Below are 22042 nucleotides of genomic sequence, written 5' to 3' on the forward strand. Positions count from 1 at the left end.
CATAATGCCAGCGCGACCGGGGCGCAACCCCTCATTTCCGCCGATCCGCGACTGCCGCGCGCCGCGGCACTTGTGGCGGCTTGGTGGGGTGCCTAGTCTTTGACGGGCAGACAGTTGCGAGGAGGCACTCATGCGGGTTCATCAACACATCATTGCGGCGCTCGTGCTTGCCTTGGCCCCGCTCTGGGGGCTTGCCGCGAGCGCGGCGGAACGGAGCGAATACCGTGAATTCCTCGAGATCACCGGCTTCGACGTGGCGATCACCTCGATGCAGCAGGGCGCCATGGCGGGGCCCGGCATCACCGGCGACGCCGCCGATGCCTTCGGCCGCCAATACACCGCGCTGGCCGAGCGGGTGTTCGAGCCCGACCTGATGCTGGAGCGCGCCGTCGACATGATGGCGGCGGTGCTGCCCGATGCGCTGCTCGAACATGGCGTGGATTTTTACGGCTCCGAACTTGGCCAGCGGCTCGTCGAGGTCGAAAACGCGAGCCACAGGACGGACGACGACCAACGCCACGCCGAGGGCGAGGAGATTGTCGCGCGGCTCAGCGAGGAAAACCCGGCGCGGCTTGAGGATTACGGCGCGATGCTGGACGCCATCGGCGGCGTCGAATCAAGCCTGCGCGCGGTGCTCGAAGTGCAACTGCGCTACCTGCTCGCGGCGATGGCGGCGGGCAGCGTCGATATTGACTACTCCGAGGCCGAACTGCGCGCCTTGCTGGAAGAGCAGGCCCCCGAGATCCGCAGCAACATTGCCATGTTCTCGATGCTCGGCGCGGCCTACACCTACCGTGATCTCTCCGACGCAGATATCAGCGCCTATCGCGCCGCGCTGGAAGCCGAGCCGATGCGGCAGGTCTACGAGATCCTGAACGCGATCCAGTTTCAGGTGATGGCGGAACGCTACGAGGCCCTTGCGGAGGCCTTGCCGGGGCTGACGCCGGAACAGGATATCTGAGGCCCGACCGGGGCCCTGTGCAACGCGCCGCGGCGCTTTGCGGCATGGTGCACGGGCGGTCTTTCCATCGCCGCGTCCGCGTGCTAGCAGGCGCGCGAGGCTCGCCGGGGTATTGCGCCCCGGGTCAGCACGCATATCGCCGTAATTTCAAGAGGACCGACATGGCCATTCAACGCACCTTCTCTATCATCAAGCCCGACGCGACCAAGCGCAACCTCACCGGCGCGGTCAACGCCAAGATCGAGGCTGCCGGCCTGCGCATCATCGCCCAGAAACGCATCCGCATGACCCGCGAGCAGGCCGAAACCTTCTACGGCGTGCACCGCGAGCGCCCGTTCTTCGGCGAGCTTGTCGAGTTCATGATCTCCGAGCCGGTTGTCGTGCAGGTGCTCGAAGGCGAAGACGCCATCGCGAAATACCGTGAAGTGATGGGCGCAACCGATCCGGCAGAGGCCGCCGATGGCACCATCCGCAAGGATTTCGCGCTGTCGAAGGGCGAGAACTCGGTGCACGGCTCCGACGCGCCGGAAACCGCCGCCGAGGAGATCGCCTATTTCTTCGCCGGTCTCGACCTGGTCGGCTGAACCGCCGCATCTGCGTTGGAAGAAACGAAAAACCGCCTTTCGAGGCGGTTTTTTCATTGGAACCGCGAGAAGAACCCCCAGATTGCCGCGGCCCCGTCGATCTCGAAGGTGGTGCGGTCGATGGGCGGCGAAAACGGCAGAAGGGTATCGCCGGAGGGCCAGCGATGGCCCATGCCGTCGATCCGGTATCCCTCCACCGCGCCCGTGTCGCAGGTGTACCACCCCTGCCGGTCGGCAAATGTGCCATCGTCGAGCGCATCGAAGCGACGGGTTTCGGCGTCCCCGGAACACCCCTTGATCAGGCGGAAGAAATCGACGCTGCGGTCGTGGCCCATCAGCGCCATCGAGGCGCCGGGGCCGGAGGCGATCGAGCCGCCATCAATCGGCACGACCCAATCCTCGGTGCCATGGATCAGAACCACCCCGTCGGGCGGGTGGCGGGCGCAATCCTCGGCCAGACCCTCGGGCAGCGCCATGGCAACCGACCCGACCGCGCGGATCAGCCCCGGGTTCTTGCACGCAAGGGCAAAGCTCATGATCCCGCCTTGCGAGAAACCGGCCGAAAAGATCCGCTCGGGATCAATATCGATCCGCGCTTGCACCATCTCGATCACCCGCTGCAGATAGGCGATGTCGTCGCGCCGGGGAACGATCCGCTGCGCCCCGATGCCTTCGCCGAGGTTCCACACCCGGGTGAAGGCCGTCGGGTAGACCACCACCACGCCGAATTCCCGGGCGATCTCGTCGAAACGCCCCGCGGTGATGCGCTGGCGCATCGTGCTGCCGGTTTCGAGCAATCCGTGCAAGGCAAGGATCATCGGGGCAGGGGCGTCGAGACCGTCGGGGATGGTGACGGCAAAGCTGCGCGGCAGGCCCTCGAAGTCAAATTCGATTTCCGTTGTCGCGCCCCGGATGGGGGAGGCGAGGAAAAGGATGGCCAGAATGGCGAGAATGCGCATGGACGCCCTGCGAGGTCAGAGTGTGAACGCTAGGAAGCGCATGCTTGAGGGTCAACGCCGAATGCCTGTCCGTGCCCGAGGGTGAGCGGGTCATCGCCGAAAAGGAAGGTTCAGATCAGCGCCCAATCCGAGTAGACCGGCCTCAGAACCGGCACTTCGGGTGTTTTTGGCGTGGTGCCCTTGGGCTGGGTCTCTGACGCCCCCGACTCGCTTGTCGATCTGGTGGGCTTCGGTGGGTCCTTGCGTGCCATCTTTGCTGCTCCTGGCGGCGATCGAACTCCGTCGATCCTGCGCCTCACTTACCTCGTGGCCTTCTCTTGTCGGAAGACTATCGTTTCATTATCGTCGTGCAATTCGGATAGAGGGTGGCAAGAATATGGCAAGATCATGGCAATGGTTGGTCTCGTGGGCCGCGCACCCGGCACAGGTGACATGACCGATCCTTCACAAGCCACCCCGGACACCCCCCGCTTGCGCATCCGCATCGTCTTTGGCGAAGGCCGGATGATGGGGCCGGGCAAGGCCGAGCTTCTGGCCCGCATCGACCGCTGCGGCTCGATCGCGGCAGCGGGGCGCGAGATGGGGATGAGCTACAAGCGCGCCTGGATGTTGATCGAAACTCTGAACGCGATGTTCCGCGCCCCTCTGGTCGAGCGCGTGCGCGGCGGCCCCGGTGGCGGCGGCGCGGTGTTGACCCCGACCGGGCACGAGGTGCTGGCGCACTACCGCGATTTCGTTGCCGAGGCCGAGGCGGCCGGGCAGGGGCCGTTGGCGGCGATGGAAGCCCTTTTGAAACAGCCCCCCGCGCAGGGATGAGGCTTGCCATGGCGCGACCGATAGGCGATATGGTCGCAAGAACATAACGACGGACCCCAGGAGGCGTTTTCATGCTCGGCCGGATCGCTACACGCGCTTTGCTTGCCGCCGTTGTCTGTCTTGGCCTTGCAGGTCGCGCCAGCGCCGCCGAACCCCCGGTTGTCGCCGCGGCTTCCGATCTGCAATTCGCGGTCACGGAAATTGCCGAGGCCTTTGCGGCCGAAACCGGCCATGAGGTGCGGCTGGCCTTCGGCTCCACCGGGAATTTCGCCCGCCAGATCCGCGAGGGCGCACCTTACGAGATCTTCATGGCCGCCGACGAGCGCTTCATCGCAGAGCTCGCCGCCGACGGCTTCACCCGCGATGCCGGCACGCTCTATGCGCTCGGCAGGCTCGTGGTGATCGCGCCGCATGGCTCGTCGCTTTTGCCCGATGCCGAGTTGGAAAACCTCGAAGCGATGCTGCAAGCCGGGCAGATCACGCGGTTCGCCATCGCCAATCCCGACCACGCCCCCTACGGGATGCGCGCGATGGAGGCGCTCAAGGCGCGCGGGCTCTGGGCCGATCTGCAACCGGTCATGGTGCTGGGCGAGAACGTCAGCCAGGCCGCGCAGTTCGCCCTGTCGGGCAATGCCGAGGGTGGGATCATCGCCTATTCGCTGGCGCTCGCCCCCGAGGTCGGCGCGCGCGGCAGCCATGCCCTGATCCCCGAGACCTGGCACGCGCCGTTGCGCCAGCGCATGGCGCTCTTGACCAACGCGGGCGCAGCCGCCGAGGCTTTCTATGCCTATATCCAGTCGCCGCCTGCGCGCCGTATCATGGCGCGCTATGGCTTTTCGGTATCCGAGGAATAGAGCGTGGACTGGGACGCCCTCAAGCTCTCGCTCAGTCTCGCGGCCTGGACGGTGGCGATCCTGCTGCCGGTCTCGGTGTTCGCCGGGCGCGCTCTGGCCTACCGGCGGTTCTCCGGCAAGGGCTTCGTCGAAGCGCTGGTGATGCTGCCGCTGGTTCTGCCGCCCACGGTCTTCGGCTTCTACCTGCTGGTCGCCTTCGGGCGCAATTCGCCGATCGGGCAAGCCTGGCAGGACATTTTCGGCCACCAGCTCGTGTTCAGCTTCGAGGGGCTGGTGCTGGCCTCGGTGATCTTCAACCTGCCATTCGCGATCCAACCGGCGCAGCGCGGTTTCGAGGCGGTGCCGCGCGACGTGCGCGAGGCCGCCGCCTGTTGCGGGATGTCGCCGCTCGCCGCGCTGTGGCGGGTGGAGCTGCCGCTGGCCTGGCCGGGCGTGATGACGGCAATGGTGCTGACCTTTGCCCATACCCTTGGCGAATTCGGCATCGTGCTCATGGTCGGCGGCGCGATCCCCGGCGAAACCAGGACCGTTGCGATCGCGATCTATGACCGGGTGCAGGCCTTCGACATGGAGGCTGCCGGACTGATGGCGGCGGTGCTGGTGGCGATCTCGCTTTTCACCATCGGGTTGACCTATGCCCTCTCGGCGCGGGTCGGGCGGCGGTTGTCATGAGCCTTGAAGTGATGGCCCGCGCGCGCGCGCCGATCCCGCTCGCGGCCGACTTCCGGGTTGATCCGGGCGAGCTATTGGCGCTGGTCGGGCATTCGGGATCGGGCAAGACCACGCTCCTGCGCACCATTGCCGGGCTGTGGCGGCCGCAGGCCGCGCGGGTGCGGGTGGACGGCGAAACCTGGCTCGATACCGAAACCGGGGTCGATTTGCCGCCGCATCGCCGCCGCGTCGGGGTCGTGTTCCAGAATTTCGCCCTGTTTCCGCACATGACGGCGGCGCAGAACGTCATCGCGGCGATGGGGCGCGAGGCGAAGGCCCCCCGGATCGAGGCCGAACGCTTGCTCGAACTGGTCAATCTCGCCGGGTTGGCCGACCGCAGGCCCGCCGCGCTCTCCGGCGGCCAGCAACAGCGGGTTGCGCTCGCCCGCGCGCTCGCCCGCCGGCCCCACGCGCTGCTCCTCGACGAGCCGTTCTCGGCGGTCGACCGTGCCACGCGCGAAAAGCTCCACGGCGAGATTGTCGCCTTGCGCGCGCATCTGAACATGCCGGTGGTGCTGGTCACCCATGACGTGAACGAGGCGCAGGTTCTGGCCGACCGCATGGTGGTGATCGAGCGAGGCACGGTCTTGAGCCAGGGCAGCACGGCGGAGGTGATGTCGGACCCGGCGGCGCTGCGCGCGATGGGTCTGCGCGAACTGGCCGCGATTCTGCCCGCCACCGTCACCGAACACACCGACGACGGCCTGACCCGGCTCGAAGCGGCTTCCGGCCCGCTGCTTCTGCCCCGGATCGACGCCGCCCCCGGCACCCGTCTCAAGGTTCGCATCATGGCTCATGAAGTAATCCTGTCGCGGGCCCGGCCCGAAGGCCTTTCGGCACAGAACATCGTTCCCGGCCAGGTTGCGCGGATCGTGTCCGGGGAAGGGCCCGCGGTGATCGTTCATATCGCGGTGGGGGAGGACGAGATCCTTGCCCGGATCACCCGGCGGGCGCTCACCGATCTTGGCCTCGCCCCGGGCGACGCTGTGCATGCGATCCTGAAGACCATGTCGGTGGCGCGCGACAACGTGGCCCCGGCAGATTGGCCCGACGGCGGGCGCTGATCGGCCTGCGAACTTGCCGCTGCTGCGCTCAGAGCCCCACCAGGGCGCGAAGGCCCGCCGGCGTCTCGCCCGCCTCGCGATAGGCGCGTATCGCACGGGCATCGTCGCGCTTGGCAAGGCGCTTGCCGGTCTCGTCACGGATCAGCCGGTGATGGTGATAGCGTGGCACCGGAAGGCCGAGCAGGCGTTGCAGGAGCACGTGGAGCGGCGTCGCGGCGAACAGGTCTTCGCCGCGCACCACGTGGGTGACGCCCTGCGCCGCGTCATCGACCACCACCGAAAGGTGATAGGACGTGGCGATATCCTTGCGCGCGAGCACCACGTCGCCGATGCCGGCGATCATCTCGTCGGGCCGAAACGTGTGCCGCCCGGGATGGCGCGGCCCGGTCTCCTCGAAGGCGATCGGCCCGGTGATCGCCACGGCGCGGGCGATGTCGAGACGGATCGCATCGCCGGGCCGGAGGCTTGCCATCGCCCGGCCCCGGCAGGTGCCCGGATAAGGCGGGCCATCGGGCCCGGGCGCCCCCTCCTGCGGCGCGGTGAGGGCCGCGCGGATGTCGGCGCGGGTGCAGGAACAGGGATAGGTGACGCCGATCCCGGCAAGCCGTGCAAGCGCCGCACCATAGGCCGGCAGCCGCTCGGACTGGCGCATCACCGGCAGCGGCCAGTCGAGGCCGAGCCAATGCAGATCGTCGTCGATCGCGCGCTCGAACTCGGGGCGGCAGCGCGGCCCGTCGATATCCTCGATCCGGAGCAGGAAGACGCCCCCCTCAGCGCGCGCCATGTCCCAGGCGGTCAGCGCCGAGAAGGCGTGGCCGAGGTGCAGGAGCCCGGTGGGCGAGGGGGCGAAGCGGGTGATCATGGCGCGAAGCTAGGCGGCGGGGATCGGCCGAGCAAGACCTGCCTGCCCCCTTCATCTTTCCGAAAATATCCCGGGGGGTCCGGGGGGCAGCGCCCCCCGGCCTGGTCGCCGCGCGCAGCGCGGGGAAATCCTCAGGCCCCGGCGTCGAGCCAGCCCTGCCAATCGGCCTTGGCGCGGTCGGTATAGGCCTTGTAACGGTCACGCCGTCCGCGCCGGCCCGCCTTCAGCCCCTCGACCGGGGGAAACAGCCCGAAATTCACGTTCATCGGCTGGAAGGTCTTCGCGTCCGCCCCGCCGGTGATATGGGTCACCAGCGCGCCCGTCGCCGTTGTCGCTGGCACCGGCGGCAGCCGCCGCCCGGTGATCTCGGCAATCGCAAGCCGTCCGGCGAGCATTCCCATCGCGGCGGATTCGACATAGCCCTCGACCCCGGTGACCTGTCCGGCGAAGCGGACGTTGGGCCGCGATTTCAGCCGCATCTCGCCATCGAGCAGGGTCGGCGCGTTCATGAAGGTGTTGCGATGAATGCCGCCGAGGCGGGCGAACTGCGCATTCTCCAGCCCCGGGATCATCCGCAAGACCTGCGTTTGCGCGCCATATTTCATCTTGGTCTGGAACCCGACGATGTTGAACAGCGTACCGAGCGCGTTGTCGCGCCGGAGCTGCACCACGGCATAGGCCTTTTCATCGGGTTTGTGCGCGTTGGTCAGCCCGACCGGCTTCATCGGCCCGTGGCGCAGGGTTTCGCGGCCGCGTTCGGCCATCACCTCGATCGGCAGGCAGCCGTCGAAATAGGTCGCGGTTTCGCCGTCGTGAAACTCGGTCTTCTCGGCCGCCAGCAGCGCGTCGATGAAGGCCTCGTATTGCGGCTTGGTCATCGGGCAGTTGAGATAGGCGCGCTGTTCCTCCTCGGTCTCGCCCTTGTCGTAGCGCGATTGCGCCCAGACCACGTCCATGTCGATGCTGTCGGCGTAGACGATCGGGGCGATGGCGTCGAAGAAGGCCAGCCGCTCGGCACCGGTCTCGGCGAGGATCGCGCGGCCCAGCGCCTCGGAGGTGAGCGGGCCGGTGGCGAAGATCCAGTGGCCCTCGCCGGGCAGCGCGGTGATCTCCTCATCGACAACGGTGACATTGGGCAAGCCACGCAGCCGGTCGTTGACGAATTGCGAAAACCCCTCACGGTCGACCGCGAGCGCGCCGCCCGCGGGCAGGCGGTTGGCATCCGCCGCTTCCATGGTGAGCGAACCCGCCGCGCGCATTTCCCAGTGCAGGAGCCCCACCGCGTTCTGCTCGCTGTCATCGGAGCGGAAGGAATTGGAGCAGACCATCTCGGCGAGCTTGCCGGTCTGGTGCGCGAAGGTGGCGACGCGGGGGCGCATTTCGTAGATCACCACGTCGAGCCCGGCCTTGGCCGCCGCCCAGGCCGCCTCGGAGCCGGCCATGCCGCCGCCAACGATATGAAGTGTGTCTGTCATGCCCCGCGATGTAGGCGAGCGCGGCGGCGAAGGAAAGGGGGCTGTCTGCCCCCTCTTGGCCTTTCGGCCAATTCACCCCCGAAGGTATTTGCGGCCTTATGTATCAAACGCACCAACAATCTAGCTGACCCCGCCGCCGATGTGAATCATCATGTGCCCATGCAGGACAGGACCATCAACAACGCTCTACTCGCCATGCGCCGCGATCTGATACGGACCGGCGGGGAGGGCCTGGAACACGTCGAGGCATTGCTGTTGCTACGGGGTGTGAGGCTTCCGAAGGCGTTTGTCCCTGACGGACCGATTGCCAAGAACGGACAGATGAAAAAGATGGTGCTGGACGCGCTCAGGGACGGCGGGAAGACCCGCCGTGAGTTGGTGGACCATATCGCCGCGCTACGTCCAGACGTGTCGCCGGAGTGCGCGTACTGGCGGACCGATGCCGCGCTGTCTGCGCTGAGGGCAAAGGGGCTGGTGTCGCACGAGGGGCGGGTGTGGGCCTTACAGTTTAAGGTCTGAACCGGCCTCCTCAAGAATGCTTTTCGCTGTGTGTTTGCTTAGGATTTTGTGCGGCACCATGATGGTTGGCTTTCCACCGTCGTGGCACCATTTTGGGTGCTTAGACCCTCCATCCCTGTAATACCCAAGCCTCTTGAGTTCTTTGATCACTTGTTTCTGAAAACCATCGACCACAAACTATGCCGCAGCGAAGCCGTTTTCGCCACGATACATGATCGTTGGAATCAGGTCTTTGAATCGTTTTGTAACAAATTCATTCGGCTTGATGTGATTCGCCATGATGAGATCAGTCGCATTATCTTGCATAATGCGTTCAAATTCCTTCAGGGTTTTGGCTTCGATGTGAAGGCCAATAATGTTGCTCTCCGACACAAAGACTTGCGCGTCTTCGTCCCATATCGCCTTGATGTAGAACATTCGGTTACTCACGGCTGTCTCCCACTGGTCTGTGCGTCTCTGCGGACGCTCCCATGTTGTGCTGGGGTTACGTCAAGGATATGGCTATCAGACATACCTTTGCAAGCGTCAGTAAAAGTCACGTTACTACGCGGTGCTATTGTGCCTCTCGCTGCCAGTAACCTTTCCACTGGCGGCTGACCGGCGCGCCCATCGAATTCGACACCAGTACATGCGCCAGCGTCCCGTTGTCGGTGCGGCGGTTGTCTTCCAGCCAAGCGGCGTGGTTCGCGTACTGGTAGAGGTACTGCGGGCTGATGTGGTGGTGCTGGCCCGACACCATGCGGCGCAGACGTGAGAAGAAGCTTTCCACCATGTTCGTGTGCTTGCCGTGGTCGCTGTAAACTTCGCTGTGGTTCACGCGGTCCACGTTCCAGCCCGCATGAAGCATGTCCCAATGGCTCGCTTCGTCTGCGGAAATGGTCGCCATGCGGCTGATGTTCTCGTTCGCCAGCGCAACGCCTTCGCCCTCACTCATGGCGACGAACGGCAGGGTACGGCCCACGCGCTCGCGCAGGGCCACCACGACGCGGCGCTTGCCGGTCTGGTGGGCTTTCAGGCGGCGGTCCTTGCGGTCTTCCTTGCGGTTCTCAGGGCGGATGTGACCGCCGAAGTACGCGCCGTCAATCTCAACGTGCCCATCCAGAACCTCGCCCGTGTGGACTTCCTGAGCCATTGCTTCGCGCAGCTTGTGGGCCAGCACGAAGGCGGTTTTGTATTGGCAGTCCAGATCGCGCGAAAGCTGGACCATGGACACGCCCTTAGAGGCGTTCACGGTGATGCAGATCGCGGCGAGGAGATCCACGAAGTCCATCTTGCGCGAGGCAAAGATCGTGCCGCTCGTCACCGAAAACTGGTGGTGGCAAGCCTTGCACTTGAACTTGCGGCGGGTGGTGATGGTGTAGGTTTCGTCATGACCGCAGATCGGGCAAACCGCCTCGCCATTCGTCTCGGGCCAGCGCATTTCGCAGAAGGTCCGGTAGGCCGCTTCTTCGCCAGCCTTGTAGATCGAACGAAGGCTGAGAGTGCGGGCCGCTGCGGAGAGAAGAAAGTGTTGTGCCATTGTCATCATATCCATTACCTATGTAACAGATATGATACCTAGACGTATCCAGTTCAAGGGCGTATATCATCAAATACGATACTTTTATCAAAAAAGGTGAGACATGCCAGACCACACGGAATGGGAATCCAAGGCCGCGAACATCCTGAAGGCCGAGTTGAAGCGGAAGGGCGTGACATATGCGCAGTTGGCCGACATGATCGGCGACAAAGAGGTCAACATCAGGAACAAGTTGTCGCGTGGGAAGTTCAGCGCGGCTTTTCTTCTTCAGGCTCTTGATGCTGTTGAGGTGTCTGACCTTCACCTGTGATAGCTTTTGGCTCGTCCGTTTTTAGCAAGGGGAACTCTGAATCTGGCACGAATGATATCCAATTCAGCATTTCTGATCCCTTGAAGTGTGCATACTCAGCCTCAGAAACGAAAAAGGTGATCCTCTGGAATGAGCATCGCCGAAATGTGCAGCCGCCCAATTGGTACATATTGAAGACACTAACACCATCACGGATAGCGATTGCGTCTGATCTCGGCAGTACCAAATCATCGAGACGGTTACCGAACGACAAAAATATGTTTGCTGGTCCAATAAGTTCACAATCTACAAAGGTCTTATCAAATAGTGCCGGACTCGACGGAAGAATGAACTCATTTATGTAGATGCGCTTCCTCTCAAACACCTTGTCCATTGGATTTGCGCTGCCGCCTTTCGCCAAGGCTCGGTTGTCATACCTAGCCCTAACAACCCGACCACGCGCGATGGAGTACACGTAGAAGCCGAGGACGAAGATCATAAACCCCGCCATTCCGCTCAGTACCCACGACAACGGCGCGTATTCTGACATAATGCCCACGGTTCTCACCGCCCAGGCGGGCAAGGCAGTGAACGCGATAGCGCCAGCGCCCCAAAGCAAATTTGCAAGAGACCACTGCCATTCCAGTTTAGAGAAGAACCGGTCAAGACTGTCTTTTTTGAACATGGTAGAGTCATCTCACGACTCCAGCGAGCGAGTCGAGAGCGTTTGTGGTTGGTGCGTTTGCTACATAAGCCCGGGTATTTGCGGACCCAAGAAGCCGGGCGGGGGCCTCAGCCCTCGCCTTCGGTCTCGTCGTCCTCGTCCTTCTCGGCGATCCAGGCGACCGAGACCACCTTTTCGCCGGGGCCGGTGTTGAACACCTTGACCCCGCCCGCGCCGCGCGAGCGGAACGAGATGCCTTCGACGGGACAGCGAATCGACTGGCCCTTCGAGGTGGCGAGCATCACCTGGTCGTCGATCCCGACCGGGAACGAGGCCACCAGAGCGCCGCCGCGCATCGCCTTGTCGGTGGCCTGCACGCCTTGTCCGCCGCGCCCGCGCACCGGGTAGTCGTGGCTCGACGAAAGCTTGCCGGTGCCCGCTTCGGTGATGGTGAGGATGAGGTCTTCGGCGGCGCGCATTTGCTCGAACCGCTCGGGCGAGATATCGCCTTCGGGTTCGTCCTCGGCACCCTCGTCATCGGCCCCCGCCAACGCCCGGCGCATCTTGAGATAGGCGGCGCGCTCGTCGGCGCTGGCCTCGAAGTGGCGGATCACCGCCATCGAGACCACGCGGTCATCCTCCGACCGCAGCCGGATGCCGCGCACGCCGGTGGAGGAGCGGCCCTGGAACACCCGCACATCGGTGCTGGGAAAGCGGATCGCGCGGCCGCTTTCGGTCACCAGCATCACGTCGTCGTCGGCCGTGCAGATCCGGGCGTTCACCAGTTCCACCCCCTCGGGCAACTTCATCGCGATCTTGCCGTTGCGCATCACGTTGGTGAAATCCGACAGCGCGTTGCGGCGCACGTCGCCGGTGGAGGTGGCGAAGACGATCTGGAGATTGCCCCATTCCTCCTCCGGCGCGTCGACCGGCATGATCGCGGCGATCGAGACGCCTTGCGGGATCGGCAGGATATTGACGATCGCCTTGCCGCGCGCGGTGCGTCCGCCAAGCGGCAGGCGCCATGTCTTGAGCTTGTAGACCATGCCGTCGGTGGTGAAGAACAGCAACTGGGTGTGGGTATTGGCCACGAACAGCGTGGTGACCACGTCTTCGTCCTTGGTCGCCATGCTGGAGAGGCCCTTGCCGCCCCGCCGCTGGGCACGGAACTCGGCCAGCGGGGTGCGCTTGGCCCAGCCCGACTGGGTGATCGTCACCACCATGTCCTCGCGCTCGATCAGGTCTTCGTCGTCCATGTCGCCCGACCAGTCGACGATCTCGGTGCGGCGCGGCACCGCGTAGGCGTCGCGCACCTCGCGCAGCTCATCCGAGATGATCGCCATGATCCGCTCGCGCGAACGCAGGATATCGAGGTAGTCCTTGATCTTCGCCGCGAGGTCTTCAAGCTCGTCGGTGACCTCCTTGACCCCGATCTGGGTGAGCCGCTGGAGCCGCAGATCGAGGATCGCCCGGGCCTGGGTTTCCGACAGGTTATAAGTGCCGTCGTCGTTCATCTTGTGGCTCGGGTCGTCGATCAGCGCGATGAAGGGCGCGATCTCGCGCGCGGGCCAGCGCCGGGTCATCAGCTTCTCGCGTGCCTCGGCAGCATCGGCCGAGGCGCGGATCGTGGCCACCACCTCGTCGACGTTCGACACCGCGACCGCGAGGCCGACCAGCACATGGCTGCGCTCGCGCGCCTTGCGCAGCAGGAAGGCCGTGCGCCGGGCCACGACTTCCTCGCGGAAGTTGATGAAATGCCTGAGGAAATCGTGCAGCGTCAGTTGCTCGGGACGGCCGCCGTTGAGCGCCAGCATGTTGCAGCCGAAGGAGGTTTGCAGCGCGGTGAAGCGGAACAACTGGTTCAGCACCACTTCCGGCGTGGCGTCGCGCTTGAGTTCGATCACCACCCGCACGCCGACGCGGTCGCTCTCGTCCTGAATCGCGGAGATGCCCTCGAGCCGCTTGTCGCGCACCAGCTCGGCCATCTTCTCGATCATCGTGGCCTTGTTGACCTGGTAGGGGATCTCGTCGACGACGATGGCGTAGCGGTCCTTGCGAATTTCCTCGACCCGGGTCTTGGCCCGGATGATCACCGAACCGCGCCCCTCGGAATAGGCTTTGCGGGCCCCGGACCGGCCCAGCATGATCCCGCCGGTGGGAAAATCGGGGCCGGGCACATACTCCATCAACTGGATCGAGTCGAGATCGGGGTTCTCGATCAGCGCCAGCGTGGCCTCGACCACCTCGCCGAGGTTGTGCGGCGGGATATTGGTGGCCATGCCCACCGCGATGCCGCCGGCACCGTTGACCAGCATGTTGGGATAGCGCGCCGGCAGCACCGTGGGTTCGCGGTCCTTGCCGTCGTAGTTGTCCTGGAAATCGACGGTGTCTTTCTCGATGTCTTCGAGCAGCGCCTGGGCCGGTTTGTCCATGCGCACTTCGGTGTAGCGCATGGCGGCGGGGGGGTCGCCGTCCATCGAGCCGAAGTTGCCCTGGCCATCGAGCAGCGGCAGCGACATCGAGAAATCCTGTGCCATCCGCACCAGCGCATCATAGATCGCGCTGTCGCCATGCGGGTGGTATTTCCCCATCGTGTCGCCCACCGCGCGGGCCGATTTGCGGTAGGGCTTGTCGTGGCTGTTGCCGCCCTCGTGCATGGCGTAAAGGATGCGCCGATGCACCGGTTTGAGCCCGTCGCGCAGGTCGGGGATGGCACGGCTCACGATCACGCTCATCGCGTAATCGAGATAGGAGGTGCGCATCTCCTGCTCGATCGAGATCGAGGGGCCGCTGTGGATCGGGCGCTCGGGCGGCATTTCGCCGGGCGTTTCAGGGGTTTCCGGGGTGTCGTTCACGTTGTCCGCCGTGTTCTTCTTGGTGTGATTTCGCGCGTCGAGGACACACAGGATATGGATCGGCTGCTTATACCACCCACAAGCCTTTGGGTGCAATGGAGCGGCGCGGTTTTTCCGCACCCGGACGCGACCGATCCGGGCGTTTTCGCGCTTTCGTGCCTTGGCATTCGCGCCATGGTCCGTAAATATCGCCCGCAACCGCGAAGGGGAGAGCCATGGCAGGCAAGCGCAGCATTTTCGAGGACGTGGGCGAGGCCGCCGACAAGGGCGGCAGGCAGGTCCAGACCGGGATGATCGACCGCGGCGGCGCATCGGGCGCGCGCCGGGCGATCCGCGGCTGGCTCGTCGCCCTCTTCGTTCTGGTGGTGGTGATGATCCTCGTCGGCGGGCTGACCCGGCTCACCGAGTCCGGCCTTTCGATCACCGAATGGGCGCTGGTGATCGGCACCTTGCCGCCGATGGGCGCACAGGATTGGGCCGTCGCCTTTGCCAAGTATCAGCAAACGCCGGAGTTCCGGCTGGTGAACCACGCGATGACGCTGGACCAGTTCAAAGTGATCTACTGGTGGGAATGGGGGCACCGGTTCCTCGGCCGGATCATCGGGCTGGTCTGGATCGCGGGATTTGTCGGCTTCTGGGCGGCGGGCAAGATCCCGACCGGCTGGAAGGCGCGGTTGCTTGTCATCGGCGTGCTGATCGGCGTGCAGGGCGCGGTCGGCTGGTGGATGGTGGCCTCGGGCCTCGTCGGCGACCGCACCTCGGTGGCGTCCTACCGGCTGGCGCTCCATCTCGGGCTGGCCTTCGTCATCCTCGGGCTGATCGTCTGGGCCGTGCTCGAGCTTTCGCGCCCGCAAGCCGAGATCCTGCAAGCGCGGCGACTGCGCGAGAAACGGCTGTTCGGTCTTGGCACCGGGTTGATGCATCTCACCTTGCTACAGATCGTGCTCGGGGCACTGGTGGCCGGGATCGACGCCGGGCGCAGCTATACCGACTGGCCGCTGATGGCCGGGCAGATCATCCCGCCCGACCCGTTCGATATCGAGCCCCTGTGGCGCAACTTCTTTGAGAACCCGGGGCTGGTGCAGTTCATCCACCGGGTCGCGGGCTATTTGCTCATCATCTTCGCGCTGGTGGCCTTCCTGCGCGCGCGGCGCGCGGCGTCGCGGGCGGTGCGCACCGGGTTCACAGTGGCGGCGGGGGTGCTGCTGGCACAGATGGTGCTCGGGATTGTCACTGTTCTGAACGGCGCGCAACTGCATGTCGCGATCACCCACCAGGCCGGGGCGATCCTGGCCTGGGTGGTGGTTCTGGTGGCACGGTTCCGGGCCGGTTATCCCCCGGCGCAATCGGTGAGGGGCTGAGGAGAACACCATGAACCATTACGACGATCTCATTGCCTTCGAGCGCCAGACCCAGGCCCTTGGCCAGATCGCCGGTCGGCTCGGCTGGGACCAGGAAACCGTGATGCCGCGCGGCGCGGCACCGCAGCGCGCCGAGGAAGCGGAGGCGCTGAGCCATGTGCTGCATGCCCGCCATACCGACCCGCGCGTTGGCGAATGGCTGCAATCCATCGACCCGGAAAGCCTCGACGAGGTCGGGCAGGCCGCCTTGCGCCACATCCGCCGCCGCTTCGACCGCCAGACAAGGGTTCCGGTGACGCTCGCGGGGGAGTTGGCGCGGTTGACGGCGGAATCGCAAGGCAGGTGGGCCGAGGCCCGCGCGGCCGACGATTTCGCCGGGTTCGCGCCGACGCTGGCGCGGATCGTGGCGCTCAAGCGCGACGAGGCGCAGGCGCTCGCCGCCGGGGGCGATCCCTACGACGCGCTGCTCGACGATTACGAGCCGGGGGCGAGTGCTGCCGAGCTGGAGGCGATGTTCGCCGCCCTGCGCCCGCGCCTGGTGGCGCTGCGCGACCGGGTGCTGGGGGCGGACCACCAGCCCGAGCCGCTCGCCGGCAAGTTCAACGAAAAGGCGCAGATGAAGCTGACCCGCGATCTCGCCCGCGCCTTCGGCTACAACATGGCGCACGGGCGGATCGACAAGGCGGTGCATCCGTTCTCCTCGGGCTCCGGGCTCGACGTGCGGATCACCACCCGCACCAGCCCGACCGACCCGTTCGGCGCGGTCTATTCCACCATTCACGAGACCGGCCACGCGAGCTACGAGCAGAACATCGACCGCGCCTATCTGCTCACCCCGCTGGGCCAGGGTGTGTCGATGGGGGTGCATGAGAGCCAGAGCCGGATCTACGAGAACCAGCTTGGCCGGTCACAGGCCTTCACCGGCTGGCTCTTCGAGCGGTTCCGGGTGTCGTTTGGCGAGATGAACATCGCCGATGCCGAGAGTTTCTGGCGCGCCGCGAACCGGGTGCATCCGGGCTACATCCGCACCGAATCCGACGAGGTGCAATACAACCTGCACGTCCTCCTGCGCTTCGATCTCGAACGCGACCTGATCGCCGGGCGGCTGGAGGTGGCCGACCTCGAAGAGGCATGGAACAGCCGGTTCGAGGCCGATTTCGGCGTCGCGGTCGACAAGGCCTCGAATGGCTGCCTGCAGGATGTGCACTGGGCGGTCGGGCTGTTTGGCTATTTCCCGACCTACTCGCTCGGCAATGTCTATGCCGGCTGCCTCTACAAGGCGATGCGCGCCGAGATGCCCGATCTCGACGATCACCTTGCGCGCGGCGATGCCGCCCGGGTGACCGGATGGCTCGGCGAGCGGCTGCAACGTCACGGCGGGCTGTTTGAGCCGAAAGACCTCATCACCCGCGCCTGCGGCGAGGCCCCGAGCGAGGTGCCGCTGCTCGACTACCTCGAAGCGAAGTTCGCCGCGCTCTACCGGTTGTGACAGGGGCTCAACCCAACCCGGCGACGAGCCGCCCCGCGCCAAAGGCCACGCCCGCGCATAGCCCGCCGAGCGCGAGGGTTTCGGCGACGCAACGGGTGAGGGATTCACGGGTCGCCAGCCACCGCAGAACGCCAAGAAGCGCCAGCGCCAGCGCCGTGGCCGCCAGCGAGGTGGCGAAAACCGCCCCGGCCGCGGGCGCGATGATATAGGGCAGCAGCGGGATCGCGCCGAACAGCACGAAGGCGGCAAAGGTCATCCACGCCCGCACCCCGAGATTATGCGCGTCGGGCGCTTCCATGCCGTGGTCGTAGCGCAGCATCAGGTCGGCCATCAGGGTCGGGCTGGTGGCGAGGTGGTCGGCGGTGTGGCGCGCCGCCTCGGGGGCAAGGCCCTGCGCGGCGAGATGACCGGCGAGCCGGTCGGCGGCGGTTTCGGGATCGGCGGCGGCGGTCTGTTGCGCTTCAACGTGGCGCGCGCGGTAGAGATCGCGGTTCGAGCGGCCGGAGAGAAATTCGCCCATGCCCATCGAGACCGCGTCGGCGGTGAGGTTGGCCATGCCGAAGACCAGCACCGCGAGCGCGCCGATGGCCGCCGCGCCATGGGCCTGCGCGCCGGCAAACCCCGCGACGATGGCGAAGGTGGTGATGATGCCGTCATTGCCGCCGTAGACGATCTGCTTGAGATAGGTGCGCAGGGTGCCGTGAGGGTTGAGGCGCATCCTGTCGGTCTCCCTGCCGCCTCAGGCGGCGGTTTCAGTCGCCGCCCGCGCGTCGCTTCTGATCCAGCAGCGCCATCGCGCGTGCCTCCGCCCGGCGCACCCGGACGGCCGTCATGTAAGCCTCTTCGAGGGTGGTCGACGAGGTGCCGATCACCTTCTTGATGTCTTCCACGATGTCTTCGTCGCCGGTTTCCGCGACCAGCGCGAGAACTTCTCGCGCGAGCTTGTCGGCTACGTCGTCCTGAAGGCTCATGGCGGTCTCCGTGCCCGGCTCAGCGCGTGGTTTCGGTCAAGCGTCGGCGCACGTAGCCATCGACCGCGCCGAGCATCGTGTCCATGTGATCGTTCTCGAAGAAGTGCCCGGCCCCCTCGACCTCGGTATGGGTGATGGTGATGCCCTTCTGCTCGTGCAGCTTGTCGACCAGCGCATGGGTATCGGTGGGCGGGGCCACCCGGTCGGCGGTGCCGTTGATCACCAGGCCGGAAGCCGGGCAGGGCGCGAGAAAGGAGAAGTCGTACATGTTGGCCGGCGGGCTCACGCTGATGAAACCGGTGATCTCGGGCCGGCGCATCAGCAGTTGCATCCCGATCCACGCCCCGAAGCTGAACCCCGCGACCCAGCAATGCTTGGCGTTCTGGTTCATCGACTGAAGGTAATCGAGCGCGGAAGCGGCATCGGACAACTCGCCCACGCCCTGGTCGTATTCGCCCTGGCTGCGGCCGACGCCGCGGAAATTGAACCTCAGCACGTTGAAGCCCATCCGGTGGAAGGCGTAGTGCAGGTTGTAGACCACCTTGTTGTTCATCGTGCCGCCAAACTGCGGATGCGGGTGCAGGACGATGGCGATCGGTGCGTCCTTCTCACGTTGGGCGTGGTAGCGGCCTTCGAGCCGACCCTCGGGGCCGGGAAAAATCACCTCGGGCATGTGTTCTCGGTCTCTCCTACGGCCCGCATTTCTTGACGAAAAAAGTCGGGCACCCTAATACGGTTGCATTCTCCGCGGCGTTGCGGGGAAGGCGCTCCCGTTCACATATTGGCGAGGGGGCCGCACGTCAATGTTTCGAGGGGTTTGGGCATGAAGCTTTCTACCAAGGGGCGCTACGCGATGGTCGCGCTCGCCGATCTGGCGATGCAGGACGAGGGCACGCTGCTGTCGCTCACCGACCTGTCGCAGCGGCAGAACATTTCGCTGCCCTATCTCGAACAGCTCTTCGTGAAGCTGCGCCGGGCCGGGCTGGTCGAGAGCGTGCGCGGGCCGGGCGGCGGGTACCGGCTGGCCAAGCCCTGTGCCGAGATCCGCGTGGCCGAGGTGCTCGAAGCGGTCGACGAAACCGTCAGCGCGATGCACACCGGGGCAGGGGCCTCGGGCGCACGCTCGGGCTCCAAGGCGCAGAGCCTCACCAACCGGCTGTGGGAGGGGCTTTCGGCGCATGTCTATGTTTTCCTGCACCAGACCCGCTTGTCGGACGTGGTGCATAACGAACTGGCACCCTGTCCGGCGGTGCCCTCGATCTTCCATGTCGTCGACGAGGTCCACGCGCCCGCCGAAGACGACGCCTGAGGCCGGGCGTGGCGCGGACCTATCTCGACTGGAACGCCACGGCGCCGCTGCGCCCCGAGGCGCAGGCCGCGATGATCGCCGCGATGAACCTGGTCGGCAATCCCTCCAGCGTCCATGCCGAGGGGCGGGCCGCCAAGGCGCTGGTCGAGAAGGCGCGGCGGCAGGTGGCCGCGGCGGTGGGCGCCGAGGGGGCCGAGATCGTCTTCACCTCCGGGGCCACCGAAGCCGCCGCGCTGGCGATGGCGGGCCGGGGGCTGGTTTGCGCCGGGGTCGAGCACGATGCCGTGCTGGCCTGGTGCGAGGCGGCGCTGGCGTGCGATGCCCAAGGCGCAGTGGTGGTGCCCGATCCGGCCCGCGCGGCGCTGCAGGTGGCCAATTCCGAGACCGGCATAGTTCAGGATCTGCCTGCCGGCTTGGCGGTCACGGACGCGACGCAGGCCTTCGGCAAGATCGCCTTCGCCTTCAACTGGTCGGGTGCCGACATGGCGCTGGTATCGGCTCACAAGATCGGCGGCCCCAAGGGCATCGGCGCGTTGATCTTGCGGCGCGGCCTTGAACTCGACGCGCGTATCCGCGGCGGCGGGCAGGAGATGGGGCGGCGCTCGGGCACGGAAAACCTTGTTGGAATAGCTGGATTCGGGGCCGCGGCGGCAGCGGCGGCGCGGGATCTTGAGGCTGGAACCTGGGACCGCGTTGCCGAACTTAGAAATATTCTAGAAAAAAATCTTGCCGAATCCGCAAAAGAGACTATTTTTGTCGGGAAAGACGCGAACAGGCTCCCGAACACCTCGTGCTTCATCACTCCGGGGTGGAAAGGGGAGACACAAGTGATGGTGATGGACTTGGCGGGGTTCGCCGTTTCGGCGGGCTCCGCTTGTTCCTCGGGAAAAGTCAAGGCGAGCCGCGCGCTCAAGGCCCTAGGCTACGACGACGTGGCTGCCGCGAGCGCCATACGGGTTTCGCTGGGGCCGGACACGACGCGCGACGATGTGTTGCGCTTCGCCAAGGCCTGGAGCCGGGAACACGAGAAATTTCAAGCCCGTGCGCGGGCTTCCTGAAGGAGAAGCGAAGATGGCTGGAACCGACGAAGTTGTCATCAAGGAAGGTGTCGAGGAAGATACCGTCGAGGCCGTCCGTTCGCTTGGCGGGAAATACAAGTACGGCTGGGAAACCGATATCGAGATGGACTACGCCCCGAAGGGGTTGAACGAAGATATCGTGCGGCTGATCTCGGCCAAGAACGACGAGCCGGAATGGATGACCGAGTGGCGGCTTCAGGCCTACCGGCGCTGGCTGGAAATGAAAGAGCCCGCGTGGGCGATGGTCGATTATCCAGAGATCGACTTTCAGGACCAGTATTACTACGCCCGCCCGAAAAGCATGGAAACCAAGCCCAAGTCGCTCGACGAGGTCGATCCGAAGCTGCTGGCGACCTACGAGAAGCTCGGTATCCCCTTGAAGGAACAGATGATTCTCGCCGGCGTCGAAGGCGCGGACGAGGTTCCTGCCGACGGCGCCAATTCCGAGCGCAAGGTGGCGGTCGACGCGGTGTTCGACAGTGTCAGCGTCGGCACCACCTTCAAGAAGGAACTGGAGCAGGCCGGCGTGATCTTCTGCTCGATTTCCGAGGCGATCCGGGAACATCCCGAACTGGTGAAAAAATACCTCGGCTCGGTCGTGCCGCAGTCCGACAACTTCTATGCCACGCTGAACTCGGCGGTGTTTTCCGACGGTTCCTTCGTCTACATCCCCGAGGGGGTGCGCTGCCCGATGGAGCTTTCGACCTATTTCCGCATCAACGCGGAAAACACCGGCCAGTTCGAGCGCACCCTGATCATTGCGGACAAGGGCGCCTTCGTCAGCTACCTTGAAGGCTGCACCGCGCCCCAGCGCGACAAGGCGCAGCTTCACGCCGCGGTGGTCGAGATCGTCATCCTCGAAGACGCCGAGGTGAAGTATTCCACGGTTCAGAACTGGTACCCCGGCGACGAGAACGGCAAGGGCGGGATCTACAACTTCGTCACCAAGCGCGCCGATTGCCGCGGCGACCGCGCCAAGGTGATGTGGACGCAGGTGGAGACCGGCTCGGCGGTGACGTGGAAATACCCCTCCTGCGTGCTGCGCGGCGACGACAGCCAGGGCGAGTTCTATTCCATCGCGATCACCAACAACCACCAGCAGGCCGACACCGGCACCAAGATGGTCCACCTCGGCAAGAACACGCGGAGCCGGATCGTCTCGAAGGGGATTTCGGCGGGGGTGGCGCAAAACACCTACCGCGGCCTCGTCTCGATGCACCCCAAGGCCAAGAACAGCCGCAATTACACCCAGTGCGACAGCCTTCTGATCGGCGACAAGTGCGGCGCACACACCGTGCCCTACATCGAGGTGAAGAACAATTCGAGCCGCGTGGAGCACGAGGCGACGACCTCGCGGGTGGACGAGGAGCAATTGTTCTACTGCCGCCAGCGCGGCATCGGTGAGGAAGCCGCGGTGGCGCTGATCGTCAACGGCTTCGCGCGTGAAGTCTTGCAGGCGCTGCCGATGGAGTTTGCCATGGAAGCGCAGCAACTCGTGGCGATTTCACTGGAAGGGAGTGTCGGCTGATGTGGGCAATCTGGACAACCATCGTGTTTCTCGTGGTGGCGCTCGCCGCCGCCATGACCGTCGGCTGGAAACGCCATGCGGCGCAGATGGCGCCGGTGCGCGTGAAGATCGAGGGATCGACCTGCTATCCGAAGGTGAAGCGGTAAAGTCCGGTTCGGAGTGAACGAGATGGC

At 65.2% G+C, this 22042-nt stretch carries 26 protein-coding genes; 14 read left to right on the top strand and 12 right to left on the bottom strand.

Annotated features, from left to right (window positions below; all coding sequences use genetic code 11):
• Positions 1 to 130: 130 nt before the first annotated feature.
• Both B9Y97_RS16195 and ndk read left to right on the top strand, forming a co-directional pair.
• Positions 131 to 961: a DUF2059 domain-containing protein gene (locus tag B9Y97_RS16195; RefSeq protein ID WP_085527718.1), complete on the top strand. Its 831-nt coding sequence runs from the start codon at positions 131 to 133 to the stop codon at positions 959 to 961.
• A gap of 161 nt (positions 962 to 1122) precedes the next feature.
• Positions 1123 to 1545 carry a nucleoside-diphosphate kinase gene (gene ndk / locus B9Y97_RS16200; protein WP_085527719.1) on the top strand — a complete coding sequence of 141 codons (423 nt, stop codon included), beginning with the start codon at positions 1123 to 1125 and terminating at the stop codon, positions 1543 to 1545.
• Positions 1546 to 1598: 53 nt separating this feature from the next.
• On the opposite strand, the gene B9Y97_RS16205 is transcribed toward ndk, so the two are convergent.
• Both B9Y97_RS16205 and B9Y97_RS18205 read right to left on the bottom strand, forming a co-directional pair.
• Positions 1599 to 2504, bottom strand: a complete 906-nt coding sequence (locus tag B9Y97_RS16205) for a CE1 family esterase (protein ID WP_085527720.1) — start codon at positions 2502 to 2504, stop codon at positions 1599 to 1601.
• Positions 2505 to 2614: 110 nt separating this feature from the next.
• Complete coding sequence (locus B9Y97_RS18205) at positions 2615 to 2755, bottom strand: hypothetical protein (RefSeq protein WP_176224398.1); 141 nt, start codon at positions 2753 to 2755, stop codon at positions 2615 to 2617.
• 181 nt (positions 2756 to 2936) lie between these two features.
• On the opposite strand from B9Y97_RS18205, the gene B9Y97_RS16210 reads away from it, so the two are divergent.
• The 4 genes from B9Y97_RS16210 to modC all read left to right on the top strand — a co-directional run bounded on the left by B9Y97_RS16210 (position 2937) and on the right by modC (position 5949).
• Positions 2937 to 3320 (top strand): winged helix-turn-helix domain-containing protein, encoded by a 384-nt coding sequence (locus tag B9Y97_RS16210; protein ID WP_085528312.1) that lies wholly within the window; start codon positions 2937 to 2939, stop codon positions 3318 to 3320.
• A gap of 71 nt (positions 3321 to 3391) precedes the next feature.
• Entirely contained in the window at positions 3392 to 4174 is a 783-nt protein-coding gene (modA, locus tag B9Y97_RS16215) for a molybdate ABC transporter substrate-binding protein (RefSeq protein ID WP_085527721.1), read from the top strand.
• Between the two features lie 3 nt (positions 4175 to 4177).
• Positions 4178 to 4846 (top strand): molybdate ABC transporter permease subunit, encoded by a 669-nt coding sequence (gene modB, locus B9Y97_RS16220; protein ID WP_085527722.1) that lies wholly within the window; start codon positions 4178 to 4180, stop codon positions 4844 to 4846.
• Positions 4843 to 5949, top strand: coding sequence for a molybdenum ABC transporter ATP-binding protein (gene modC / locus B9Y97_RS16225; RefSeq protein ID WP_085527723.1), 1107 nt, complete (start codon positions 4843 to 4845; stop codon positions 5947 to 5949). The genes modB and modC overlap by 4 nt, the downstream gene beginning before the upstream one ends.
• A 28-nt stretch (positions 5950 to 5977) precedes the next feature.
• Here modC and gluQRS read toward each other — a convergent pair whose 3' ends face one another.
• Both gluQRS and trmFO read right to left on the bottom strand, forming a co-directional pair.
• A complete protein-coding gene (gene gluQRS, locus B9Y97_RS16230; protein ID WP_085527724.1) occupies positions 5978 to 6811 on the bottom strand; it encodes a tRNA glutamyl-Q(34) synthetase GluQRS in 834 nt (277 codons plus the stop codon).
• Between the two features lie 131 nt (positions 6812 to 6942).
• A complete protein-coding gene (gene trmFO / locus B9Y97_RS16235; protein WP_085527725.1) occupies positions 6943 to 8286 on the bottom strand; it encodes a methylenetetrahydrofolate--tRNA-(uracil(54)-C(5))-methyltransferase (FADH(2)-oxidizing) TrmFO in 1344 nt (447 codons plus the stop codon).
• Between the two features lie 195 nt (positions 8287 to 8481).
• Here trmFO and B9Y97_RS16240 point away from each other — a divergent pair, with 195 nt between their 5' ends.
• Entirely contained in the window at positions 8482 to 8805 is a 324-nt protein-coding gene (locus B9Y97_RS16240; protein ID WP_176224399.1) for a hypothetical protein, read from the top strand.
• Here B9Y97_RS16240 and B9Y97_RS18450 read toward each other — a convergent pair.
• The 3 genes from B9Y97_RS18450 to B9Y97_RS16255 form a co-directional block, all read right to left on the bottom strand.
• On the bottom strand, positions 8788 to 8979 hold the full coding sequence (locus tag B9Y97_RS18450; RefSeq protein WP_085527727.1) for a type II toxin-antitoxin system HicA family toxin: 192 nt from the start codon (positions 8977 to 8979) through the stop codon (positions 8788 to 8790). The genes B9Y97_RS16240 and B9Y97_RS18450 overlap by 18 nt on opposite strands.
• A 3-nt stretch (positions 8980 to 8982) precedes the next feature.
• Positions 8983 to 9222, bottom strand: a complete 240-nt coding sequence (locus tag B9Y97_RS16250) for a DUF1902 domain-containing protein (RefSeq protein ID WP_085527728.1) — start codon at positions 9220 to 9222, stop codon at positions 8983 to 8985.
• 136 nt (positions 9223 to 9358) lie between these two features.
• A complete protein-coding gene (locus B9Y97_RS16255) occupies positions 9359 to 10324 on the bottom strand; it encodes an IS1595 family transposase (RefSeq protein ID WP_085528313.1) in 966 nt (321 codons plus the stop codon).
• A gap of 103 nt (positions 10325 to 10427) precedes the next feature.
• Here B9Y97_RS16255 and B9Y97_RS18395 point away from each other — a divergent pair, with 103 nt between their 5' ends.
• Positions 10428 to 10634: a DUF6471 domain-containing protein gene (locus tag B9Y97_RS18395; RefSeq protein WP_085527729.1), complete on the top strand. Its 207-nt coding sequence runs from the start codon at positions 10428 to 10430 to the stop codon at positions 10632 to 10634.
• On the opposite strand, the gene B9Y97_RS18025 is transcribed toward B9Y97_RS18395, so the two are convergent.
• Complete coding sequence (locus tag B9Y97_RS18025) at positions 10573 to 11298, bottom strand: hypothetical protein (RefSeq protein WP_139828354.1); 726 nt, start codon at positions 11296 to 11298, stop codon at positions 10573 to 10575. The two genes, B9Y97_RS18395 and B9Y97_RS18025, sit on opposite strands and share 62 nt — an antisense overlap.
• Positions 11299 to 11405: 107 nt before the next feature.
• Entirely contained in the window at positions 11406 to 14093 is a 2688-nt protein-coding gene (gyrA, locus tag B9Y97_RS16265; RefSeq protein WP_085528314.1) for a DNA gyrase subunit A, read from the bottom strand.
• A gap of 254 nt (positions 14094 to 14347) precedes the next feature.
• Here gyrA and ctaA point away from each other — a divergent pair, with 254 nt between their 5' ends.
• Positions 14348 to 15493 carry a heme A synthase gene (gene ctaA, locus B9Y97_RS16270; RefSeq protein WP_085527730.1) on the top strand — a complete coding sequence of 382 codons (1146 nt, stop codon included), beginning with the start codon at positions 14348 to 14350 and terminating at the stop codon, positions 15491 to 15493.
• A gap of 10 nt (positions 15494 to 15503) precedes the next feature.
• Positions 15504 to 16982 (top strand): carboxypeptidase M32, encoded by a 1479-nt coding sequence (locus B9Y97_RS16275; RefSeq protein WP_085527731.1) that lies wholly within the window; start codon positions 15504 to 15506, stop codon positions 16980 to 16982.
• A 7-nt stretch (positions 16983 to 16989) separates the two neighbouring features.
• On the opposite strand, the gene B9Y97_RS16280 is transcribed toward B9Y97_RS16275, so the two are convergent.
• From B9Y97_RS16280 to B9Y97_RS16290, 3 genes are read right to left on the bottom strand one after another with little or no spacing between them, the layout of a single operon-like run.
• Positions 16990 to 17700 carry a VIT1/CCC1 transporter family protein gene (locus tag B9Y97_RS16280; protein WP_085527732.1) on the bottom strand — a complete coding sequence of 237 codons (711 nt, stop codon included), beginning with the start codon at positions 17698 to 17700 and terminating at the stop codon, positions 16990 to 16992.
• 34 nt (positions 17701 to 17734) lie between these two features.
• Positions 17735 to 17953 (bottom strand): hypothetical protein, encoded by a 219-nt coding sequence (locus tag B9Y97_RS16285; RefSeq protein ID WP_085527733.1) that lies wholly within the window; start codon positions 17951 to 17953, stop codon positions 17735 to 17737.
• 19 nt (positions 17954 to 17972) lie between these two features.
• Positions 17973 to 18626 carry an alpha/beta hydrolase gene (locus B9Y97_RS16290; RefSeq protein WP_085527734.1) on the bottom strand — a complete coding sequence of 218 codons (654 nt, stop codon included), beginning with the start codon at positions 18624 to 18626 and terminating at the stop codon, positions 17973 to 17975.
• Between the two features lie 150 nt (positions 18627 to 18776).
• On the opposite strand from B9Y97_RS16290, the gene B9Y97_RS16295 reads away from it, so the two are divergent.
• The 4 genes from B9Y97_RS16295 to B9Y97_RS18210 are packed head-to-tail and all read left to right on the top strand — an operon-like array spanning position 18777 to position 22015.
• Entirely contained in the window at positions 18777 to 19262 is a 486-nt protein-coding gene (locus tag B9Y97_RS16295; protein ID WP_085527735.1) for a Fe-S cluster assembly transcriptional regulator IscR, read from the top strand.
• 8 nt (positions 19263 to 19270) lie between these two features.
• A complete protein-coding gene (locus B9Y97_RS16300; RefSeq protein ID WP_085527736.1) occupies positions 19271 to 20320 on the top strand; it encodes a cysteine desulfurase family protein in 1050 nt (349 codons plus the stop codon).
• Between the two features lie 13 nt (positions 20321 to 20333).
• The gene (gene sufB / locus B9Y97_RS16305) at positions 20334 to 21869 is read left to right on the top strand and encodes a Fe-S cluster assembly protein SufB (RefSeq protein ID WP_085528315.1); all 1536 of its coding nucleotides are present in this window, start codon (positions 20334 to 20336) and stop codon (positions 21867 to 21869) included.
• Positions 21869 to 22015: a hypothetical protein gene (locus B9Y97_RS18210; RefSeq protein ID WP_176224401.1), complete on the top strand. Its 147-nt coding sequence runs from the start codon at positions 21869 to 21871 to the stop codon at positions 22013 to 22015. The genes sufB and B9Y97_RS18210 overlap by 1 nt, the downstream gene beginning before the upstream one ends.
• Positions 22016 to 22042: the final 27 nt, after the last annotated feature.

It is taken from the genome of Maritimibacter sp. HL-12, assembly GCF_900177545.1.
GTDB lineage: Bacteria > Pseudomonadota > Alphaproteobacteria > Rhodobacterales > Rhodobacteraceae > Sinisalibacter.

Excerpts from the sequence above, each read along its gene's own strand:
- B9Y97_RS16195 (WP_085527718.1), top strand. The coding sequence starts at position 131 with ATGCGGGTTCATCAACACATCATTGCGGCGCTCGTGCTTGCCTTGGCC.
- ndk (WP_085527719.1), top strand. The coding sequence starts at position 1,123 with ATGGCCATTCAACGCACCTTCTCTATCATCAAGCCCGACGCGACCAAG.
- B9Y97_RS16205 (WP_085527720.1), bottom strand. The coding sequence starts at position 2,504 with ATGCGCATTCTCGCCATTCTGGCCATCCTTTTCCTCGCCTCCCCCATC.
- B9Y97_RS18205 (WP_176224398.1), bottom strand. The coding sequence starts at position 2,755 with ATGGCACGCAAGGACCCACCGAAGCCCACCAGATCGACAAGCGAGTCG.
- B9Y97_RS16210 (WP_085528312.1), top strand. The coding sequence starts at position 2,937 with ATGACCGATCCTTCACAAGCCACCCCGGACACCCCCCGCTTGCGCATC.
- modA (WP_085527721.1), top strand. The coding sequence starts at position 3,392 with ATGCTCGGCCGGATCGCTACACGCGCTTTGCTTGCCGCCGTTGTCTGT.
- modC (WP_085527723.1), top strand. The coding sequence starts at position 4,843 with ATGAGCCTTGAAGTGATGGCCCGCGCGCGCGCGCCGATCCCGCTCGCG.
- gluQRS (WP_085527724.1), bottom strand. The coding sequence starts at position 6,811 with ATGATCACCCGCTTCGCCCCCTCGCCCACCGGGCTCCTGCACCTCGGC.
- trmFO (WP_085527725.1), bottom strand. The coding sequence starts at position 8,286 with ATGACAGACACACTTCATATCGTTGGCGGCGGCATGGCCGGCTCCGAG.
- B9Y97_RS16240 (WP_176224399.1), top strand. The coding sequence starts at position 8,482 with ATGCGCCGCGATCTGATACGGACCGGCGGGGAGGGCCTGGAACACGTC.
- B9Y97_RS16250 (WP_085527728.1), bottom strand. The coding sequence starts at position 9,222 with ATGTTCTACATCAAGGCGATATGGGACGAAGACGCGCAAGTCTTTGTG.
- B9Y97_RS16255 (WP_085528313.1), bottom strand. The coding sequence starts at position 10,324 with ATGGCACAACACTTTCTTCTCTCCGCAGCGGCCCGCACTCTCAGCCTT.
- B9Y97_RS18395 (WP_085527729.1), top strand. The coding sequence starts at position 10,428 with ATGCCAGACCACACGGAATGGGAATCCAAGGCCGCGAACATCCTGAAG.
- B9Y97_RS18025 (WP_139828354.1), bottom strand. The coding sequence starts at position 11,298 with ATGTTCAAAAAAGACAGTCTTGACCGGTTCTTCTCTAAACTGGAATGG.
- gyrA (WP_085528314.1), bottom strand. The coding sequence starts at position 14,093 with ATGCCGCCCGAGCGCCCGATCCACAGCGGCCCCTCGATCTCGATCGAG.
- ctaA (WP_085527730.1), top strand. The coding sequence starts at position 14,348 with ATGGCAGGCAAGCGCAGCATTTTCGAGGACGTGGGCGAGGCCGCCGAC.
- B9Y97_RS16275 (WP_085527731.1), top strand. The coding sequence starts at position 15,504 with ATGAACCATTACGACGATCTCATTGCCTTCGAGCGCCAGACCCAGGCC.
- B9Y97_RS16280 (WP_085527732.1), bottom strand. The coding sequence starts at position 17,700 with ATGCGCCTCAACCCTCACGGCACCCTGCGCACCTATCTCAAGCAGATC.
- B9Y97_RS16285 (WP_085527733.1), bottom strand. The coding sequence starts at position 17,953 with ATGAGCCTTCAGGACGACGTAGCCGACAAGCTCGCGCGAGAAGTTCTC.
- B9Y97_RS16290 (WP_085527734.1), bottom strand. The coding sequence starts at position 18,626 with ATGCCCGAGGTGATTTTTCCCGGCCCCGAGGGTCGGCTCGAAGGCCGC.
- B9Y97_RS16295 (WP_085527735.1), top strand. The coding sequence starts at position 18,777 with ATGAAGCTTTCTACCAAGGGGCGCTACGCGATGGTCGCGCTCGCCGAT.
- sufB (WP_085528315.1), top strand. The coding sequence starts at position 20,334 with ATGGCTGGAACCGACGAAGTTGTCATCAAGGAAGGTGTCGAGGAAGAT.
- B9Y97_RS18210 (WP_176224401.1), top strand. The coding sequence starts at position 21,869 with ATGTGGGCAATCTGGACAACCATCGTGTTTCTCGTGGTGGCGCTCGCC.